General features: G+C 48.2%; 14 protein-coding genes. 10 read left to right on the forward strand and 4 right to left on the reverse strand.

Annotation, left to right across the window (positions count from 1 at the left end; all coding sequences use genetic code 11):
• Window positions 1-7: 7 nt before the first annotated feature.
• The 4 genes from ACKU35_RS18215 (at window position 8) to asnB (ending at window position 5748) form a co-directional block, all read left to right on the forward strand.
• On the forward strand, window positions 8-631 hold the full coding sequence (locus ACKU35_RS18215) for a LysE family translocator (protein ID WP_319761551.1): 624 nt from the start codon (window positions 8-10) through the stop codon (window positions 629-631).
• Between the two features lie 91 nt (window positions 632-722).
• Window positions 723-1151 carry a hypothetical protein gene (locus ACKU35_RS18220; protein ID WP_319761553.1) on the forward strand — a complete coding sequence of 143 codons (429 nt, stop codon included), beginning with the start codon at window positions 723-725 and terminating at the stop codon, window positions 1149-1151.
• A 144-nt stretch (window positions 1152-1295) separates the two neighbouring features.
• Window positions 1296-3704 (forward strand): Cache 3/Cache 2 fusion domain-containing protein, encoded by a 2409-nt coding sequence (locus ACKU35_RS18225; RefSeq protein ID WP_319761555.1) that lies wholly within the window; start codon window positions 1296-1298, stop codon window positions 3702-3704.
• 172 nt (window positions 3705-3876) lie between these two features.
• Complete coding sequence (gene asnB, locus ACKU35_RS18230; RefSeq protein ID WP_319761557.1) at window positions 3877-5748, forward strand: asparagine synthase (glutamine-hydrolyzing); 1872 nt, start codon at window positions 3877-3879, stop codon at window positions 5746-5748.
• A gap of 5 nt (window positions 5749-5753) precedes the next feature.
• Here asnB and ACKU35_RS18235 read toward each other — a convergent pair whose 3' ends face one another.
• Both ACKU35_RS18235 and ACKU35_RS18240 read right to left on the reverse strand, forming a co-directional pair.
• Window positions 5754-6560, reverse strand: a complete 807-nt coding sequence (locus tag ACKU35_RS18235; RefSeq protein ID WP_319761558.1) for an iron chelate uptake ABC transporter family permease subunit — start codon at window positions 6558-6560, stop codon at window positions 5754-5756.
• Window positions 6553-7374 carry an ATP-binding cassette domain-containing protein gene (locus ACKU35_RS18240; RefSeq protein WP_319761561.1) on the reverse strand — a complete coding sequence of 274 codons (822 nt, stop codon included), beginning with the start codon at window positions 7372-7374 and terminating at the stop codon, window positions 6553-6555. Before ACKU35_RS18240 ends, ACKU35_RS18235 begins: the two co-directional genes overlap by 8 nt.
• A 209-nt stretch (window positions 7375-7583) precedes the next feature.
• Between ACKU35_RS18240 and ACKU35_RS18245 the strand changes: the two genes are divergently transcribed.
• Together ACKU35_RS18245 and ACKU35_RS18250 are read left to right on the forward strand one after the other, a co-directional pair.
• On the forward strand, window positions 7584-8162 hold the full coding sequence (locus ACKU35_RS18245; protein ID WP_319761563.1) for a GDSL-type esterase/lipase family protein: 579 nt from the start codon (window positions 7584-7586) through the stop codon (window positions 8160-8162).
• A gap of 86 nt (window positions 8163-8248) precedes the next feature.
• Window positions 8249-9265: a beta-eliminating lyase-related protein gene (locus ACKU35_RS18250; RefSeq protein ID WP_319761565.1), complete on the forward strand. Its 1017-nt coding sequence runs from the start codon at window positions 8249-8251 to the stop codon at window positions 9263-9265.
• Between the two features lie 131 nt (window positions 9266-9396).
• Here the strand turns inward: ACKU35_RS18250 and ACKU35_RS18255 are convergent, their stop codons facing one another.
• Both ACKU35_RS18255 and ACKU35_RS18260 read right to left on the reverse strand, forming a co-directional pair.
• A complete protein-coding gene (locus ACKU35_RS18255) occupies window positions 9397-11250 on the reverse strand; it encodes a GNAT family N-acyltransferase (protein WP_319761567.1) in 1854 nt (617 codons plus the stop codon).
• Window positions 11251-11453: 203 nt separating this feature from the next.
• Window positions 11454-11807 (reverse strand): hypothetical protein, encoded by a 354-nt coding sequence (locus tag ACKU35_RS18260; protein WP_319761569.1) that lies wholly within the window; start codon window positions 11805-11807, stop codon window positions 11454-11456.
• A 124-nt stretch (window positions 11808-11931) separates the two neighbouring features.
• Between ACKU35_RS18260 and ACKU35_RS18265 the strand changes: the two genes are divergently transcribed.
• The 4 genes from ACKU35_RS18265 (at window position 11932) to ACKU35_RS18280 (ending at window position 16584) form a co-directional block, all read left to right on the forward strand.
• Window positions 11932-13695 carry an alpha-amylase family glycosyl hydrolase gene (locus ACKU35_RS18265; RefSeq protein ID WP_319761571.1) on the forward strand — a complete coding sequence of 588 codons (1764 nt, stop codon included), beginning with the start codon at window positions 11932-11934 and terminating at the stop codon, window positions 13693-13695.
• 131 nt (window positions 13696-13826) lie between these two features.
• Window positions 13827-15338, forward strand: a complete 1512-nt coding sequence (malQ, locus tag ACKU35_RS18270) for a 4-alpha-glucanotransferase (protein ID WP_319761573.1) — start codon at window positions 13827-13829, stop codon at window positions 15336-15338.
• A gap of 162 nt (window positions 15339-15500) precedes the next feature.
• Window positions 15501-15851 (forward strand): TraR/DksA family transcriptional regulator, encoded by a 351-nt coding sequence (locus ACKU35_RS18275; protein ID WP_319761575.1) that lies wholly within the window; start codon window positions 15501-15503, stop codon window positions 15849-15851.
• A 43-nt stretch (window positions 15852-15894) separates the two neighbouring features.
• Window positions 15895-16584, forward strand: coding sequence for a TIGR04283 family arsenosugar biosynthesis glycosyltransferase (locus ACKU35_RS18280; protein WP_319761577.1), 690 nt, complete (start codon window positions 15895-15897; stop codon window positions 16582-16584).
• Window positions 16585-16589: the final 5 nt, after the last annotated feature.

A 16589-nucleotide genomic window follows, 5' to 3' on the forward strand; every position in this document is an offset into this window, starting at 1 on the left:
AGTTATAATGAACTCGCTGACTCTGGCCTTTATCCCCGTAGCGGCAATTCTGACCATCACCCCCGGCTCGGACACCATGCTTGTGGTCAATAATACGCTGACAAGGTCCACTGCGGACGGCTTATGCACTGTGGCCGGCATCAACGCAGGGCTGCTTATCCATGCCCTTGCGTCGGCCCTCGGCCTGTCCATGATTCTTATGAATTCGGCCACAGCTTTTGAAATGGTCAAAATGGCCGGAGCCTTCTACATTATTTTTCTAGGCATACAATCCTTACGCAACAGCCGTAAACAGGAAGAAACTGAAATACCTTCCGGACGTTGCAGTAAAGGCATCGCGGCCTCTATCCGCGAAGGCTTCCTGACCAACGTGCTCAACCCCAAAGTTGCAGTCTTCTATCTCGCACTTCTTCCACAGTTCATTTCTCCGGGAGAATCCATTCTACGCCAGTCATTGCTGCTCATGACCATACATTTCAGTATGGGGATAATCTGGTTCAGCTTTGTCACTCTCGCATTAGGCAGAATCCGTCACCTAGTGTCCGGAAGTAAATTCAAAAAACGGCTGGAAGTCCTATCAGGCGTGGTTTTCATCGCCCTTGGCCTAAAAATGGACCTGACAAAAAATTAGCAACATATCCTGCCAGTCCGCTCTGTTACGTCCTTCTATACGGGTATAATCTGAACCTTGCCCACCATGATATCAAATGATAGCATCGGCTATGTTATTTTCTAAAACAGCACCTATAGTCGGCATAAAAAACAAAATAGCGCTTAGTGCAGCACTGTTTGTCATTGTCGGTTATTTCTTTATCCCCTACCAGGAAATCAGACTGGAAAGGATAAGAGCCTTTGGTGAAAATAAGGCTATAGGTATAGTTATTGAAAAAAACAGCCGAATAGGCGAATATAATTTCAAAAAAGGAGACAAAAACAGTCAAACCATTAGGTATCGCTTTATTGATCCTTCCGGTCTGCCACGGGAAAGGACCGCAACTGTAGAACAATCATTCTGGAGGCGAATATCACAGGGGGACAGCGTTGTTGTGTACTATGCTAAGGCCGCACCGGGGGTATCCCGCGTTGAACATGAGGTGGAAAACGCGGTGGTTCGAATTTTAGCAAAATTCTCAAGGGAAGGTACACGTTGAATTTATGCCGAACTAATCAGAGCCTGAAGGGCTGCATCAATCCGCAGTTCTTAATAATATTTCAAAAGCCGGATCATGTGGGAGATGGGGGAAGATTTCACGCAGGAACAGGCGTAAGTATTTAACTTCGGATCAGGAGAGACCATGTTAAAGAAGTTGGCATTTCAAACCAAACTTATGCTCGGAGCGGTGTTGATCGTTCTGGCTACAATCGTATTCATGACCGGGATCAACCTGTATAAGGTGCAGGGAGCGCTGAACCATCTAGGTCAAACTTCCATGGAATCCATTGCTCACAGCGTCAGCTCGCTCATGGACATGCAGAACGATATCCTGGTGGATAAAGTAAAAGCAGACATCGACATTCTGGACAAACAAATCTTCTCACTGGGGTTTCCGAAATTAAACAAACGCCACCTTTTAAAGACCACCATCACCAATCAGGTCACCCACGAAAGTGAATCCGTTACTATTCCAAGTCTGGAGTTCGGGGGCCTTGCAGTTAATGGTAAAAATGCCATTGTTGACGATCTCCAAAAGAAAATAGGTGGAACCGCCACGATTTTTGAGGTGCTCCCCGGCAAGCTGCTGCGTGTCTCCACCAACGTAAAAAAACTGGACGGGCAACGGGCCACAGGAACATATATTCCAGATTCCAGTCCAGTGTACAAAGCTGTCATGTCCGGAAAAACATTTTATGGCATGGCTTACGTTGTAAACACTTGGTATATCACCGCATACAAACCAATGAAGGACCTGCGCGGAAATATCGTCAGCGTCATCTATGTCGGACGCAAAATCATGACTGAAGCTTTCAAAAGATCCGTAATGGCTTCACACGTGGGCGGCAAGGGTTATGCAGCCATTTTCAACAAAAAAGGCGATGTGATGCTTCATCCTACCCTCAGTGGAGAAAACATTAAAAACGAACCCTTCTGGGAATCCTTATCCAAAATAAAAGAAGGAAGAATCCACTATACGCACAACGGTGTAGAAAAAGCAGCCTATGTAACCTACTACAAACCTTGGAACTGGTCCTTCGTCTTTACAATGAATGAGGCTGACATGGCCCATGGTGTTGACAGGGAAATGTTCATCACCAACGTGATAATAGCGGTTGTAGCACTCTCCATAGCAGCAATTGTTCTGCTGTTCATGATCCGTAAGACCACAACTCCCCTGCAGCAACTCTCAAACTTCACCGCCGAAGTTTCGGAAGGTAATTACGATTCCGAACTTGAATATGAAGCTGATGATGTAATCGGTAAAACCATTGACTCAGTCAAGCACATGGTCTTTGAGCTTAAGAACAAGCTGGGATTCTCCAGCGGTCTGCTCAGTGGTCTAACCCTGCCCTGCGTGGTCGTGGACCTTGACGGAAACACATCATATACCAACCATCACCAGCTCAACATGTTCGATCTCAGCGGAGAGCCTGAGGATTACATTGGCAAGCAGGTCCAACATCTGTGCAACATACCTATTGTGTCGGAAACAATTGAAAATTGCATTAAACAAGGAAGCAATTTCTCGGACATTGAAATCAGCGGAACCACAGCTAAAGGCAAGGACTTCTACGCAATCATGGACGTAGCTCCCCTGCATGACCTAGATAAAAAAATGATCGGCGCGTTTATGATTATGAACGACATAACCGCAATCAAAGAGAACGAAAAAGCTATAACCGCCCAGCGTGACACAATTGCCGAAACCGCACGGGAAGCTGATGAGATTTCAGATCAGCTCGCCTCTGCCGCAGATGAGCTCTCTGCACAGGTGGATGAATCCCGCCGTGGTGCGGAGATACAGCAGCAGCGGGTCAGTGAAACAGCCACCGCAATGGACCAGATGAACAGCACCGTAATGGAGGTCGCCCGCAACGCAGGCGAGGCATCTGAAAACGCCCGTGCAACCAAAGATAAGGCTATTGAAGGTCAAGAACTTGTCGAGCAGGTCGTAATCGCCATTAAAGAGCTTGAGCAGAATTCTGAAGAGCTCAAAACAAGCATGGAAGAACTGGGAGTTCGTACTGATTCCATCGGTAAAGTCATGAATGTGATCACCGATATTGCGGATCAGACCAACTTACTGGCCCTTAACGCAGCAATTGAGGCCGCCCGGGCAGGAGAAGCAGGACGAGGTTTCGCGGTAGTTGCCGACGAAGTACGTAAGCTGGCTGAGAAGACCATGGATGCCACTAAAGAAGTTGGCGAAGCTATCGGCTCCATTCAGGAGAGCACCAAAACAAACATACGTGTATCTGAAAACGCGGTGGAATCCATAGTTCAGTCAACGGACCTTGCATCCAAATCCGGTGACGCTCTGGATGAAATCGTACGCATGGTCGAAGCTTCCGCTGACCAGATTGAAGGCATCGCAGCCGCAGCAGAGCAGCAATCAGCATCAAGCGAGCAGATCAGCCGGGCAACTGACGAGATCAACGTCATTTCGGCTGAGTCAGCTGAAACCACGGTTCAGTCTGCCATGGCCATTTCCGAAGTGGCAAAACTTGCCGCAAATATTAAGGAACTGATCCGAAACATGCAGTCCTAAGGCATATGGAAAAGTAATTATCAAGGCGGCTTCCCCTTCACGGGAGGCCGCCTTTCTTTCGCTTGGGAGAAAGTCTGAAACACCAGAATTCAACATTCTTGACCGGGCTGAAAACTATGTGTAACCAGCTCATAAACTGAAATTACAACCTTCGACCCGGCGGTATAAAAGCATGTGTGGCATTGCAGGATATTTCCAACCCGGAAGACAGCCCGGAAGTATTAAACCTATTCTCGATCTCCTTACCCATCGAGGACCGGACTTTCAGCACATCCATACAGAAGAAGGTATTGCGCTGGGCCACGCCCGACTCTCTATCCTTGACCTTTCCGAACACGGCAACCAGCCTATGACGGACCCACGCACGGGTAACATCATTGTTTTTAACGGGGAAATATACAATTTCAAATTCCTGCGCGAAAAACTGATCAGCAACGGACACACTTTCATATCCTCCGGGGATACCGAAGTTCTGCTCAAACTGTACGGGGAATACGGCGAGAAGTGCGTTCCCATGCTGCGCGGCATGTTCTCCTTCGCCATCTGGGATAAATCAAAACAACAATTGTTCATTGCCCGCGACAGGTTGGGGAAAAAACCTTTTTTCTACGCCCGCACAGCAAACGGATTCATTTTCGCATCCGAAATCCGCGCCCTTTCCGCCCATCCCGATATTTCAAAAGATATCGACGTGCAGGCCCTGGACCTGTTTATGAGCACAGGCTGTGTTCCGGCACCATTTTCCATCTATTCCGCCATCCGCAAGCTACCGGCAGCTCACTACGGCGTAGTGAATGCCAGCGGTCTAAGCATACAACGCTACTGGTCCCTTGATTTCACCCGAAAAATAAGATGCTCCGAAACCGAGGTGCTCGATTCCCTGCATTCCCGGCTGATGGAAGCCACCAGAATCAGGCTGGAGAGCGATGTTCCGCTAGGGGCTCTGCTCTCCGGCGGGGTTGATTCAAGCCTTGTTGTGGCCTTAATGGCCGAGTGCGGCAGCAAGTCAATTGATACTTTCACCATCGGATTCCACGAAAAAAAATATGATGAATCAGGTCATGCGGCGAAGGTGGCCAAACATCTTGGTGTGAATCATCATGTGGAATATCTGGACCCGGCCCGCTTTGAAAACATGCTTCCAGCGGTTGTCCGTCAATACGGTGAACCGTTTTCCGATGACGCGGCACTGGCAACCATGCTGCTCAGCGAGGCCACCCGCAAGCACGTCACAGTAGCATTAAGCGGAGATGGAGGAGATGAGCTGGCCTGCGGATATTCCGCTTACACCCACGTAAAATTGGCATCAACGCTCGCCCCTCTGATCGGGAAGGAAACACTGCCGGAAAAAAACATCGCCGGTGCATTCAACAGTAACTCCGCATTTGGAAAACTGCGCCGCAAGATGATCTGCAAATTCCACCCTGAATTCAAACGTATCCTACGTAATGAATTCAAGGTAGCACGCTATAAAAACGATGTTTATCGCGAGGATATAAGAGAAAGGCTTGGACAATCAACCTTCCGCTGGCTGTATGAACTTTCCAGACAGGCCTGTATTCACGCCCGTAATCCCTCGGAACGGCTCCTCTGGATGGATACGGTCCATTTTCTCTCCGATGCCCTGCTGGTCAAAGTGGATATAGCTTCCATGGCCCACAGTCTTGAAGTGCGTTCCCCACTTCTGGACCATGAACTTTTCGATTACATGGCAACTCTGCCGCCGGACCTTAAAATTAAAGGCGGAGAATCAAAATACCTGCTGAAAAAACTGGCCGAAAGATATCTTCCAAAGGATATCCTCTATCGCCGCAAGCAGGGCTTCTCCATGCCGGTTGCCAAGTGGACGAGCGGAGATTCCGCAGATTTCACACTGGATGCCATTAATCAGGCTACCCCGTTCCTTAAGCAGTTCTTTGATATGGCTGCACTGAACAACCGCATTGCCGAACATGTCTCAGGCCGCCGGAAGCATAAGAATTTTGTCTGGAATATACTCAACCTCGCACTATGGGCCATTGAACATAAATCCGGGAGAGTTTAAACGGCTTAGGCTTTACTAAACTTTCCGAAAACAGCCGACAAGGCGAATCCCGCTACACTCACCGCGATAATGGTTGCACCTGAGGAAAGATTCAGCTGGTAGGACAGCAGCAAACCGCTGACACAAAATATCATGCTCAGAACTGCGGAAAGAATCATCATGGAAAATAATGATGAGGTCCTGCTCTCGGCTATCTGGGGCGGAATGGTTAAGAGCGCGATCACCAGAATCAATCCGACAACGCGGATAACCATAACCACGCTGAGCGCAATCAACGCAAGCATGATAAAATAAAGCAGCGTTACCGGAACTCCTCTAGACCGGGCAAACTCTTCATCAAAGGACATCGCCCAGAATCCTTTATAACAAGTGAAGACCACTATCAGCACAATGGCCGCCAGACCGCTCATGAGAATAAGATCAGACTTGGGCGTGGCTAAGATTCCTCCGAAAAGATAGCTCATCAGGTCCACGTTGTAGCCGGGGGTTAAATCGAGCAGGATAATTCCCAAAGCCATTCCCGCCGCCCACATAACACCGATAAATGTGTCCGCCCGTTCTTTAACCTTCATGGTCACCAGCGCCATGAGCAAGGCCGCGCAGACCGCGAATCCTGTTGTCACCGGAAGCATGGGCAGGCCGAGAAAAAAGGCTAAACCTACTCCTCCGTAAGAGGCATGAGCCACCCCGCCGGCCAGCAGCACAACTCTGTTGACCACCACCAGAGCACCGATAATCCCGCAGATAATCGACGCAAGCAATCCGGCGATGAGGGCGTTCTGCATGAATTCATAACTGAGCATCTCAAGCATTCCAGTCTCCTTCGCTGTCATCGGATTCAGGATGGAACCCCAACACACGGTGCGGCAACTCGCCGTGAGTGACCAGTTCGATGGGACAGGTTCCTTTGATGGTTTCGCCGTAGGCTTCGCTTAACAGTTCATGTGTAAGCTTAGGCTGGTCATGCAGGTGAACCTTGCGGTTTACGCAGGCCACGGATTTCACACCATGCCCGAGCACAGAAATATCATGGCTGACCATGACAATGCTCATTTCCGCGTTCAGCTCCTTCAGCAGGCAGTAAAGCCCACTCTTCCCGGCCTGATCAACGCTGGCAGCGGGTTCATCAAGCAGCAGCAGACTCGGTTCGTCAACTATTGCCCGGGCGACAAAAACACGCTGACGCTGTCCGCCCGATAGATCTGAAATTTTACGGTTAATGTGCTTAAGCATTCCGACCCTCTCAAGGGCCTTTTCCACATCATCACCGGACCTTTTTCCGAAATTAAGACCGAACACTCCCTTTAATCCGGGAGCGACCTTGCCCATAAGCACGGCATCCCGCACGGAAATAGGAAAACTATTTGAAACCGTCGTATACTGGGGCAGATAACCGATACGTCCACCAAGTCTGCCCGGAGGCATACCCATAATTTCAACGCTCCCCTGCTGTGGCTCGATAAGCCCCAGAAGCAATTTTAAGAGGGTTGTTTTGCCGCCACCGTTGGGACCGATCACCGCCAGATAATCGCCAGCAAAGATTTCAAAACTGACTTTATCTAAAACCGCGTGCCGTCCGTATCCGAAACTTACGTCCTTAAAATTTATTACTATTTCATTGCTCATATTTTATTTTTTTCCCGCCGATCCTTGATATATTTCCGCCTGAACCGGCTGATATCCAAATTGAATATAAATTACACTTTCTTTTTGGAACAGCGCTTCATATAATCATCAGCATAAAGTTTACAAGAGTTAACTATATGATTCTTTTATTTTTTTAAAAATAACATAAAGTCAGGAACAATTTATAACACTTTAAAAGGAATATGAAAATGCAAGTGCTATTCATCGGGGACTCACTAACATCAGGAGTAAACGACGCTGAAAGACTGAGCTGGCCCGGAAGAATCTGCAAACAGCTGGACCCGCAAGGCGCAAAATTAACCGCTTACAATCTCGGGGTCAGAGCCTCATCAACCGATCACGTCGAAGCACGCTGGGAATCTGAAGTCGCATGTCGCGTCCTTCCGGGCATCCCCACACTGCTGATATTCTGCATCGGGGCTCCGGATGCGGTAAAAGATATCGCCCTTGAAAAGAGTAAAGCAAGTGCCGGAAACATACTGCGTACGGCAAAAGAAAACTATGCGACCTTATGTGTTACCCCGCCGCCCATGATCGATTCCGAAAAGGATGAGCGGACAAAAAAAATATCTGCAGAATTGATCAGAATATGTGAGAACCTTGACATTCCCTGTCTGGATATTAATTCACCCCTGCGGGATGATCCCGCTTACATTAAGGCCCTCAAAGAAAGCGACGGAGTCCATCCCACAGCGGAAGGATACGGCATTATGACCGGATTGATAAGTAAATTCACTTCTCCGTATATTCTGCCCAATCTCGATTAAACTCGGCTTTCCCGCCATTTCCAATTACAAACCGGACAGCATTCCCTAAATGGGAATGCTGTCCTTATTTGATGAGGATATTTCCCATGCGATCATTTGCCAGCGATAACTACTCCGGGGTACATCCCGAAATAATGAAAGCCATCATGGATGCCAACGAGGACCACATGTCCTCCTACGGAGCCGACCCCGTTTCCGCAGATGCAGTAGAACTCTTCAGGGATATTTTCGGCAAACAGGCCCAAATATTTTTCCTGACCACCGGAACCGCAACCAATACCCTGATCCTGCGTCATCTCTGCAAAAGCTGGAACAGCGTCATCTGCTCTGAAGACGCGCATATCAACGTAGATGAATGCGGAGCCCCTGAGAATATGGGCATCAAGCTCATGCTTGCCGAAACCGTAAACGGAAAAATAACAGTTGAGACCATCAAGCCGCTGGTTCCTTCCGAAGCGGATGTTCACCGCGCCCAGCCGGCGGTAATCTCAATCACCCAGAACACCGAACTGGGAACCCTGTACAGTGTTGATGAGATCAAAAGCATCTGCGATTTTGCCCACAGCAAAGGACTCTATGTCCACATGGACGGTGCCAGAATCGCCAATGCCGCTGCGGCACTTGGGGCCTCCTTTAAAGAAATGACTGTGGATTGCGGTGTTGACGTTCTTTCTTTCGGCGGGACAAAAAACGGCTGCATGTGCGCCGAAGCCGCTGTATTCATAACCCCGGAGGCCGGGGAAAATTTTGAGTACCTGCGCAAGCAGAGCATGCAGCTCATTTCCAAAATGCGCTACGTGGGTGCCCAATTCAAAGCACTGCTCACTAACGAACTATGGAAGCGTAACGCCGCCCACTCCAACACGCAGGCCCGTAAACTCGCTGAAAAAGCAGGAGCCATCGAGGGAGTGAAAATCACCCGCCCTGTAGAAGCAAACGGTGTCTTTGCCATAATCCCCGCGCATGCAGTGGAAAAATTACAGGAAAGATTTCCGTTCTACGTATGGGATGAGCAAAGCGGCGAGGTTCGCTGGATGACATCATGGTCAACAACAGATGATGACATTGATAATTTCTGCGCCGCACTTACAGAAATTATCTAAGAACCTTCCGCAGCCCCATCCAGTCTATTTTAGTTGCAGCGTTTCGCACTAAAATTTTCATAAAACAAAGGCCATAATATTTTTCGAAATATTATGGCCTTATCGATTTCAAAAACGATACATCCAGCGGCCTAAGAAGCACGCGAAGTGATGGATGAGGGGTCAGCATCCACCGCATGTTTACGATGATACTCAAGAAACTCCCTGCCTTGCTCTTTACCCATAAACTTGAACAGGCTGCGCTTGGAAGTTTCCAGCAGATCAACAACTATTAACCCGTCAAGGACATTATTGAATTCCGGGTCAATGTTAAACCCGACCAGCCTACCGCCGATCTTCAGATAATGACGCAGCAGGACCGGAATACCTCCGCCGCCTTCAATATCCTGTACCACCTTCTCCAGATCAGAATGATCGGTGAAAGAGACGCCGGGCAAGGTTTTCTTCCAGGACTTCAGCTTTTTGAATTTCAACGGACGAGCCGGCGATATCAATTTCGCAAGGTCCGCCCGGCCACTGTATGTCATGAGGGAATCAGCCATAAATTCTCGCGAGATAGTCGCATAATCATTTGATATACTTACGCACCCAAATAGATATCTGTACTGCGGATTGCGGGCCAGATACGAGGCGATACCTTTCCAGAGCATCATCAATGAATAATAGTTTTTCTGGAAACTTGGCCGGATAAAAGACCTGCCCAACTCAAGAGCCGGACTGACCTTATCAAAAAATTGAGGATCAAAACGAAAAAAGGAATGGCTGTAGATCCCTTTCAGGCCGAACCGCTTCAATTGTTCATCGGCACGGGCTATTCGGTATGCTCCGGCGATCTCTTTTTTTTCCTTATGCCAGAGCACCAGATGGATAAAAGTATTATCAAAACTGTCCACATCCACTGACCGCCCGGTCCCCTCACCTACCTGACGGAAAGTTTTTTCACGCAAGCGCCCTATTTCATGAAGGATAAAAGGGCAATCAGCGGCATGGACCTCGTGTACGGAAAATTCATTGTTCTCTACCAGAACGGATTGCGGACCGAGCATCGTCAGTTCCGTCACGATCCTGTGCCGGGCAGCCCGTTCTCCTATTGGTTGTTCCTTTTTCTTTAAAGCGGGCAAAGCTCCTCTTCGCTTATTGAACCGTGACCGCAGGCAGTAAGTGCGAAAACGCAAATACTCCACAATATCCCTCTTGCTTTCAAGAGAAGCCAACCGCTCACCGCTGACTGTGTTACCCACGGCAAATTCCACGAGTCCTGTTTTTTTCTTCAGATTCTCACGAGGCAGCAAGGCGGTGCGCAATCCGGGATGAATCATACCCGCAGCCTGAAAAAGAAAACTATTGCGGCCATGAAAAAAAACCGGGGTAGCACTGGCACCGGTACGTTTGATGATACCACCGACGGTGGGACTCCAGACCGGGTCTTCAACCTTGGCCCCCTTTATATTAAGGCTGGCGACTTCCCCGGCGGGAAATACAGCTAACATGCCCCCGGAACGGACCCATTTGACGGCCTCCTTCAATCCCGAAATATTGCCAAGATGTGATTTTTTACGACCGAAAGGATCAACGGAGATCAGGTGTTCTTTCATTTCCGGAATCAGACCGAGCATAAAATTTGCCATAATTTTGACATCCGGCCGCACCATTTTAAGCATCTGCATCAGAATCAGCCCTTCCACTACGCCGAAAGGATGATTGGCAACCACTACTGAAGGTCCGCTTTTCGGTATGCTCTTCAATTCCCGCTGATCCAGCGAGACATTAACACCAAGTAAATTCAGAGCCTTGCCAATAAAATCATCATGATCTTTTTCAACCCAATGCGCCTCGTCGTGCACCCGGCTATACAAAGAATTAAGCCGGGGCAGACACAAAAGATGAGACAAAGGCTTTTCCACCAGAGAAAACAAAGCCCCTCTGACAGGATCTTCAAACGGAGATTTTAAACAGAACAAATCAGAACATGTTTCACTGACCATCGTGAGCTCCCTGCTATTAATTTTTATTTATCAACAATAGTCAGGTAGCCACTCACATGTGTTACTCTGTAGTGACATGTGTTTTACATTTTCAATCTTTGCTCTTTCCTTTAAACAAGAAAATCTATATCCTACACAAAATATAAAGGCAGACAACAAGCTGTCTGCCTTTATAATAAACTTGTAAACCTTTAAAAAAACGACTACTGGATAGTGCCAAGATCTGCTTTCATATGCCAATGCTCCCTTGGGATCGGGATGCAGAAGCTACGGTCAGCGACATCAGCGCACAAGATTAACCCCTTAGTATCCTGATCCCAAAACACACGATCTATAAAAAAGGCTATAGCTTGTGAATTAGTCAGTTTATCGGGGCGGCTGCCGGGCATGAACCTTTGCATCACGGCGACGGCAGCTTTCTTCAGGGTTCGCACGGCGTTGGTGGAAATTGCCACATCCTGAAAATCCAGTTCATGGAGTGTTGCGTTTTCTCCAGCCATGACTTGGGCGATCTTACCCCGCTCCTCAGACGCTTCGCTGTATTCACGATAACTCATGGTCTGCCTCCTGATGCTGTTACGAGATGCAAGTACTCAATCACATGCAAAAGATGAGCCGACTGGTGACTTAATTATATATTATTTTTTAGCTTAAAACAATTTTTTTATTGCGAGCGAACTTATGAACAACGAACACTTTGGAGCACGGCTTCACGAAGACGGCAAATGCTCTTTTAAAATTTTTGCTCCACAGGCCCATGAGGTTAAAATAAAAACTGGAAACATGGGTGGTTATGTAGAAAAAATGACTCCGGGAAAATACGGTGTTCATGAAATCACCCTCGAGAAAATCCACCATGGTGATATTTATTCCTTCATCCTTGATGAAGGACCCGCCGTTCCCGACCTTGCCTCCCAGTGGCAGCCTTCAGGACTAAGAGGCATGTCCGCAATCGTAGATCACCATTCTTTTGACTGGAGGGGAGACTCTTTTAGAGGGCTGCCCATGAGTGAAATGATGATATACGAAATTCACGTAGCCACCTTCAGCCCGGAAAATAATTTTGAAGGCATCATCTCCAGATTGTCCCACCTCAAAGGACTTGGGATAAACACCCTGCTGCTTATGCCCGTAGCCCAATTTTCAAATACCCGGGGCTGGGGATATGACACGGTGTATCCATTTGCCGTGCATAATAGCTACGGGCAGCCCGATGAACTGAAAAAACTTATCAGGCAATGCCACATGAACAATATCGCTGTGATTATGGACGTATCATTCGGCCATCTTGTTCCGCCGAATTTTCTCGCCACAGCCTACACGCCTTTTTTCAGCGAGAAATTCAACATTTCAAAAGGACATATCCTCAATTTCGATGAAAGATACAGTTGCGGAGTGAGAGAATTTTATATTCAGTGTGCCCTTTCATGGATGCAGGATTACCGGGTGGACGGGTTACGCATAAAAGACGCAGACCTGATTCTGGATCAGAGCCCGGTACATTTTCTGGAAGAACTGTCTTCGCGCGTTAAACATTTCGCCAAAATCAACGACCGGAACTGCGTGCTTATCAACAGTGATAAACACAATGCTGTACGCCCTGTACTTCCGCCCGAACAAGGAGGCTACGGGCTAGATGCTCTCAACAATGACGATTTTTACTGCGCCCTTCAAAGCAGAATAACCGGAAATACAAATGGGCGCTTCAAGGATTACTCCGACCCGGAACGCATGGTTTCAGCCATGCAATACGGTTTCGCCTACCGGGGGGAGATTTCCAGCCACCTGCTCAGGCTTCAGGGACGCGACAGATCAGAGCTCAAGGGCTGTAAATTTGTCGTCTATTCTCAAGGTCATGAGGAATATTATGAGCGCGACAGCTCGTGCCGTATAATTGAAAAAGCAGGCTTTGAAGCGGCGAAACTAAGTGCCGGGGCCACCCTGCTTTCTCCGTATGTGCCGCTTATTTTCATGGGTGATGAATATGGCGAGAACGCACCGTTTTATTTTTTTGATGAATCTGAAAGTGACGCGGCTGTGGATAAATGCAGTCTTAACTGGCGGAATATCCGAACAGAGCACGGGATGGCTATGCTCCGCCTCTATCGTGAACTGATAGAAATACGGAAGGAACATCCCGCCATTAACGAACCCTGCCGCAGTAGATGTCAGGTTCAGGAAATTTCACCGAATGTAATTCTCATTCTTAGAAATCCCACTTCCGGTGACCGCAACTACGCTGCAACAATCTTTAATTTCAACACTGATCCTACGGAATGTAATGTGGCTGAGCACCTTCCGCAAGGAGTCTGGACACAAAAGATCTACAGTGCCGCCAATAAATTTTCCGGAACGGCTGGTCCGCTGCCCGAAATTCTGCCAAGGAAAGGAGCGATCAGTATGGCAGGACAATCATTCGCACTTTATTTTTTTGTACATATATGAGCAGCTCCTAAGATTTCATTCGGGTAAGATAAAGCATCGCTGGACATATCCCCCCTTGCCCTGCAATAAAATAGTGATAAAGTAAGCAATGACTTCAGCGTATATTGCAGAGCAAAAAGGAGATTCCAGCGATGAAACGTTCCAGCGGCATTCTTATGCATTTCACATCACTGCCATCACGATTCGGGGTAGGCGATCTTGGGCCGGCGGCCTATGACTTCGCTGATTTTCTGGCCGAGGCCGGGCAAAGATTCTGGCAGGTGCTCCCCATAACCCCCACGTCTCCGGATCTCTGCAATTCCCCATATTCAGGTTTTTCCGCCTTTGCGGCCAATCCTTTGCTTATCAGCCCGGAATTAATGGTTGAGTACGGTCTGCTTGAGTACGAGGACATTATCCAAAATACGCAACCGGATTCAGAAAAAGCTGACTTTGAAACAGCCGGACAAATCAAAGAAAAACTTCTGCGTAAAGCATTTTCAAAAGTAGCCAACACTCTTCCGGAAGATCATGTTTTTAACCAGTTCATCTGGGACAACATGCACTGGGTCAACGATTTCGCTCTATTCGCTGCCCTAAAAAAACACTTTAAAGGCGCAAGCTGGCTAACTTGGCCGGAGGATATCCGCGATAGAACAGAAGACGGCATGCGTCACTGGGGAGAGAAACTTTTCCGGGAAATCCTGTACGTAAAATTCTGCCAATGGATTTTCTTCCGCCAGTGGGGAAAGCTGAAGGATCACCTTGACGAGATCGGAGTAGAATTGATCGGGGACGTACCCATCTATGTCACCCACGATAGTTCCGATGTTTGGGCAAACCGTAATATTTTTAAGTTGGATGAGCGTGGCGAATCATACTGCGTAGCCGGCGTTCCGCCCGATTATTTCAGTAAAAGCGGTCAGCTATGGGGAAATCCGGTCTATAACTGGGACGTGCTTCAAAATGACGGGTTCGGATGGTGGCTCAGCCGAATGAAGCACAATCTCGGACTCTATCATTGGGTCCGGCTTGATCATTTCCGGGGCTTTTCCGCTTATTGGGAGATCCCTGCCGAGGCAGAAACAGCCATCGAGGGGTACTGGGTACCCGCCCCCGGTCATCAACTATTTGAAAAACTTACAGCAGAGATGGGATGTCTGCGGGTCATTGCTGAAGACCTTGGACATATTACACCGGATGTAATCTGGCTTAAAGACCGCTTCCATCTGCCGGGTATGAACATCCTCCAATTCTCATTCGGCGACGACATTGGTTATTGCGGCGATGCCCTGCATAATCACAAGAGAAATTCCGTTGTCTACACCGGAACTCATGACAACAACACCAACAGGGGCTGGTTCCTTGATGATGCGGATGATGTCAGCCGCAAACACCTGCTTTCCTATCTGGGGCACAACTGGATCGACGATTCCAAAATATCATGGGAGCTTATCCGCTTGCTTATGTCCAGTGTCGGTTGTCTATGCGTCATTCAGGCTCAGGACCTGCTAAGCCTTGATGGAAAGGCGCGTATGAACATTCCCGGTGAAGCTGATGGAAACTGGGGCTGGAAGCTTACTCCAGGACAGCTCACTCCTCTAATCCGCGAAAAGCTCGGTGAAATGACTGAACTCTTTGGCAGAACCAGTAAAATAGACTGATTTTTAGTGCTGTAACCCTCTGCTACTGCGACACTTTTATAGTGTTATAAAATTGTAGCTACTCCGTAACCGGATTGTGTTTTTTTCCCAGACAGGCGGACGTATAAGCCCAATAGTTAAAGGATTAATAATCAATTCCACACAAGAAGTCGGAGGTTTATTATGAATTCTGCCCAAAGAACCAGCATTAAAAGACACATCAACGAGAAACTCACTGAGCTAGTCGAACGTTGCCAGTCACGCGACACTGCGGTTGAAAGCTGTGCTGATGATAACGAGTACGCGTCCCGCATCAGCGAACAGAAAATCAATCTTGCGCTGCATGTACGCGAGACCGAACTTATCACCGCACTTGAAGAAACTCTTGGCCGCGTAGAGCACTGGGATTTCGGCATTTGTGAAGACTGTGGTGAAGAGATCGCCATCGCCCGAATCAAGGCTAACCCGACCACCAGATTCTGCGTGTCCTGCCAGTCACGCTTGGAAGAAGATCAACTCGGACGCGTGGGCTAATTCCCCCTTTATCAGGCTTGAAAAAAAGGATAATTATCTATCCATGCAATCAAGCTTGAAAATATCGGTCATCATTCCTGTGTATGGTGAGGCGGGGTCAATTACCGCCTGCATCAAAAATGTACGGGAATGCTGCGGGGAAGATTGCGAAATCATCATCGTCGATGGTTCTGCTGACGGTTCAACCCTGTCCGCAGTGAAAGATGATGGGGTGATGCTTTTGTCATCACCTCCCGGGCGAGCGGTCCAGATGAACTACGGCGCGAAAAAAGCCTCTGGGAATATTCTACTATTTCTGCACGCCGACACAACTCTGCCGCCTGCAGCTGATTCCCTTATCCGCCGAGCCTTACTCGCTCCTTGCGCTTCTGCCGGAGCCTTTAAGCTAGGCTTCGATACTTCTGCGCGCTCCATGAAATTCATCGCCTGTATCGCTGATCTGCGGTGCAGAATTGAGCGGGTTCCATACGGTGACCAAGCTGTTTTTATTACCGGTAAAACTTTTGCGGAGGTCGGTGGTTTTCCTGAAATTCCTCTCATGGAAGACGTAGAACTATTCCGTAAAATCAAGAATAAAAAGCTCGAAATCGTTGTCCTTAAAGAGTCCGTCACGACATCTGCCCGGCGTTATCAGGCTAAGGGGCCCCTGCGCTGCGCATTTATAAACACATGCCTGCGCATTCTGCATGTACTCGGGATTAGCCCGGAAACGTTAAGCAAATGGTATTATTAAGATGG

Source organism: Maridesulfovibrio sp., assembly GCF_963676065.1.
GTDB lineage: Bacteria > Desulfobacterota > Desulfovibrionia > Desulfovibrionales > Desulfovibrionaceae > Maridesulfovibrio.

What these genes read in the sequence shown, in the direction of transcription:
- ACKU35_RS18215 (WP_319761551.1), top strand. Translation starts at nt 8, where the DNA reads ATGAACTCGCTGACTCTGGCCTTTATCCCCGTAGCGGCAATTCTGACC.
- ACKU35_RS18220 (WP_319761553.1), top strand. Translation starts at nt 723, where the DNA reads ATGTTATTTTCTAAAACAGCACCTATAGTCGGCATAAAAAACAAAATA.
- ACKU35_RS18225 (WP_319761555.1), top strand. Translation starts at nt 1,296, where the DNA reads ATGTTAAAGAAGTTGGCATTTCAAACCAAACTTATGCTCGGAGCGGTG.
- asnB (WP_319761557.1), top strand. Translation starts at nt 3,877, where the DNA reads ATGTGTGGCATTGCAGGATATTTCCAACCCGGAAGACAGCCCGGAAGT.
- ACKU35_RS18235 (WP_319761558.1), bottom strand. Translation starts at nt 6,560, where the DNA reads ATGCTTGAGATGCTCAGTTATGAATTCATGCAGAACGCCCTCATCGCC.
- ACKU35_RS18240 (WP_319761561.1), bottom strand. Translation starts at nt 7,374, where the DNA reads ATGAGCAATGAAATAGTAATAAATTTTAAGGACGTAAGTTTCGGATAC.
- ACKU35_RS18245 (WP_319761563.1), top strand. Translation starts at nt 7,584, where the DNA reads ATGCAAGTGCTATTCATCGGGGACTCACTAACATCAGGAGTAAACGAC.
- ACKU35_RS18250 (WP_319761565.1), top strand. Translation starts at nt 8,249, where the DNA reads ATGCGATCATTTGCCAGCGATAACTACTCCGGGGTACATCCCGAAATA.
- ACKU35_RS18255 (WP_319761567.1), bottom strand. Translation starts at nt 11,250, where the DNA reads ATGGTCAGTGAAACATGTTCTGATTTGTTCTGTTTAAAATCTCCGTTT.
- ACKU35_RS18260 (WP_319761569.1), bottom strand. Translation starts at nt 11,807, where the DNA reads ATGAGTTATCGTGAATACAGCGAAGCGTCTGAGGAGCGGGGTAAGATC.
- ACKU35_RS18265 (WP_319761571.1), top strand. Translation starts at nt 11,932, where the DNA reads ATGAACAACGAACACTTTGGAGCACGGCTTCACGAAGACGGCAAATGC.
- malQ (WP_319761573.1), top strand. Translation starts at nt 13,827, where the DNA reads ATGAAACGTTCCAGCGGCATTCTTATGCATTTCACATCACTGCCATCA.
- ACKU35_RS18275 (WP_319761575.1), top strand. Translation starts at nt 15,501, where the DNA reads ATGAATTCTGCCCAAAGAACCAGCATTAAAAGACACATCAACGAGAAA.
- ACKU35_RS18280 (WP_319761577.1), top strand. Translation starts at nt 15,895, where the DNA reads ATGCAATCAAGCTTGAAAATATCGGTCATCATTCCTGTGTATGGTGAG.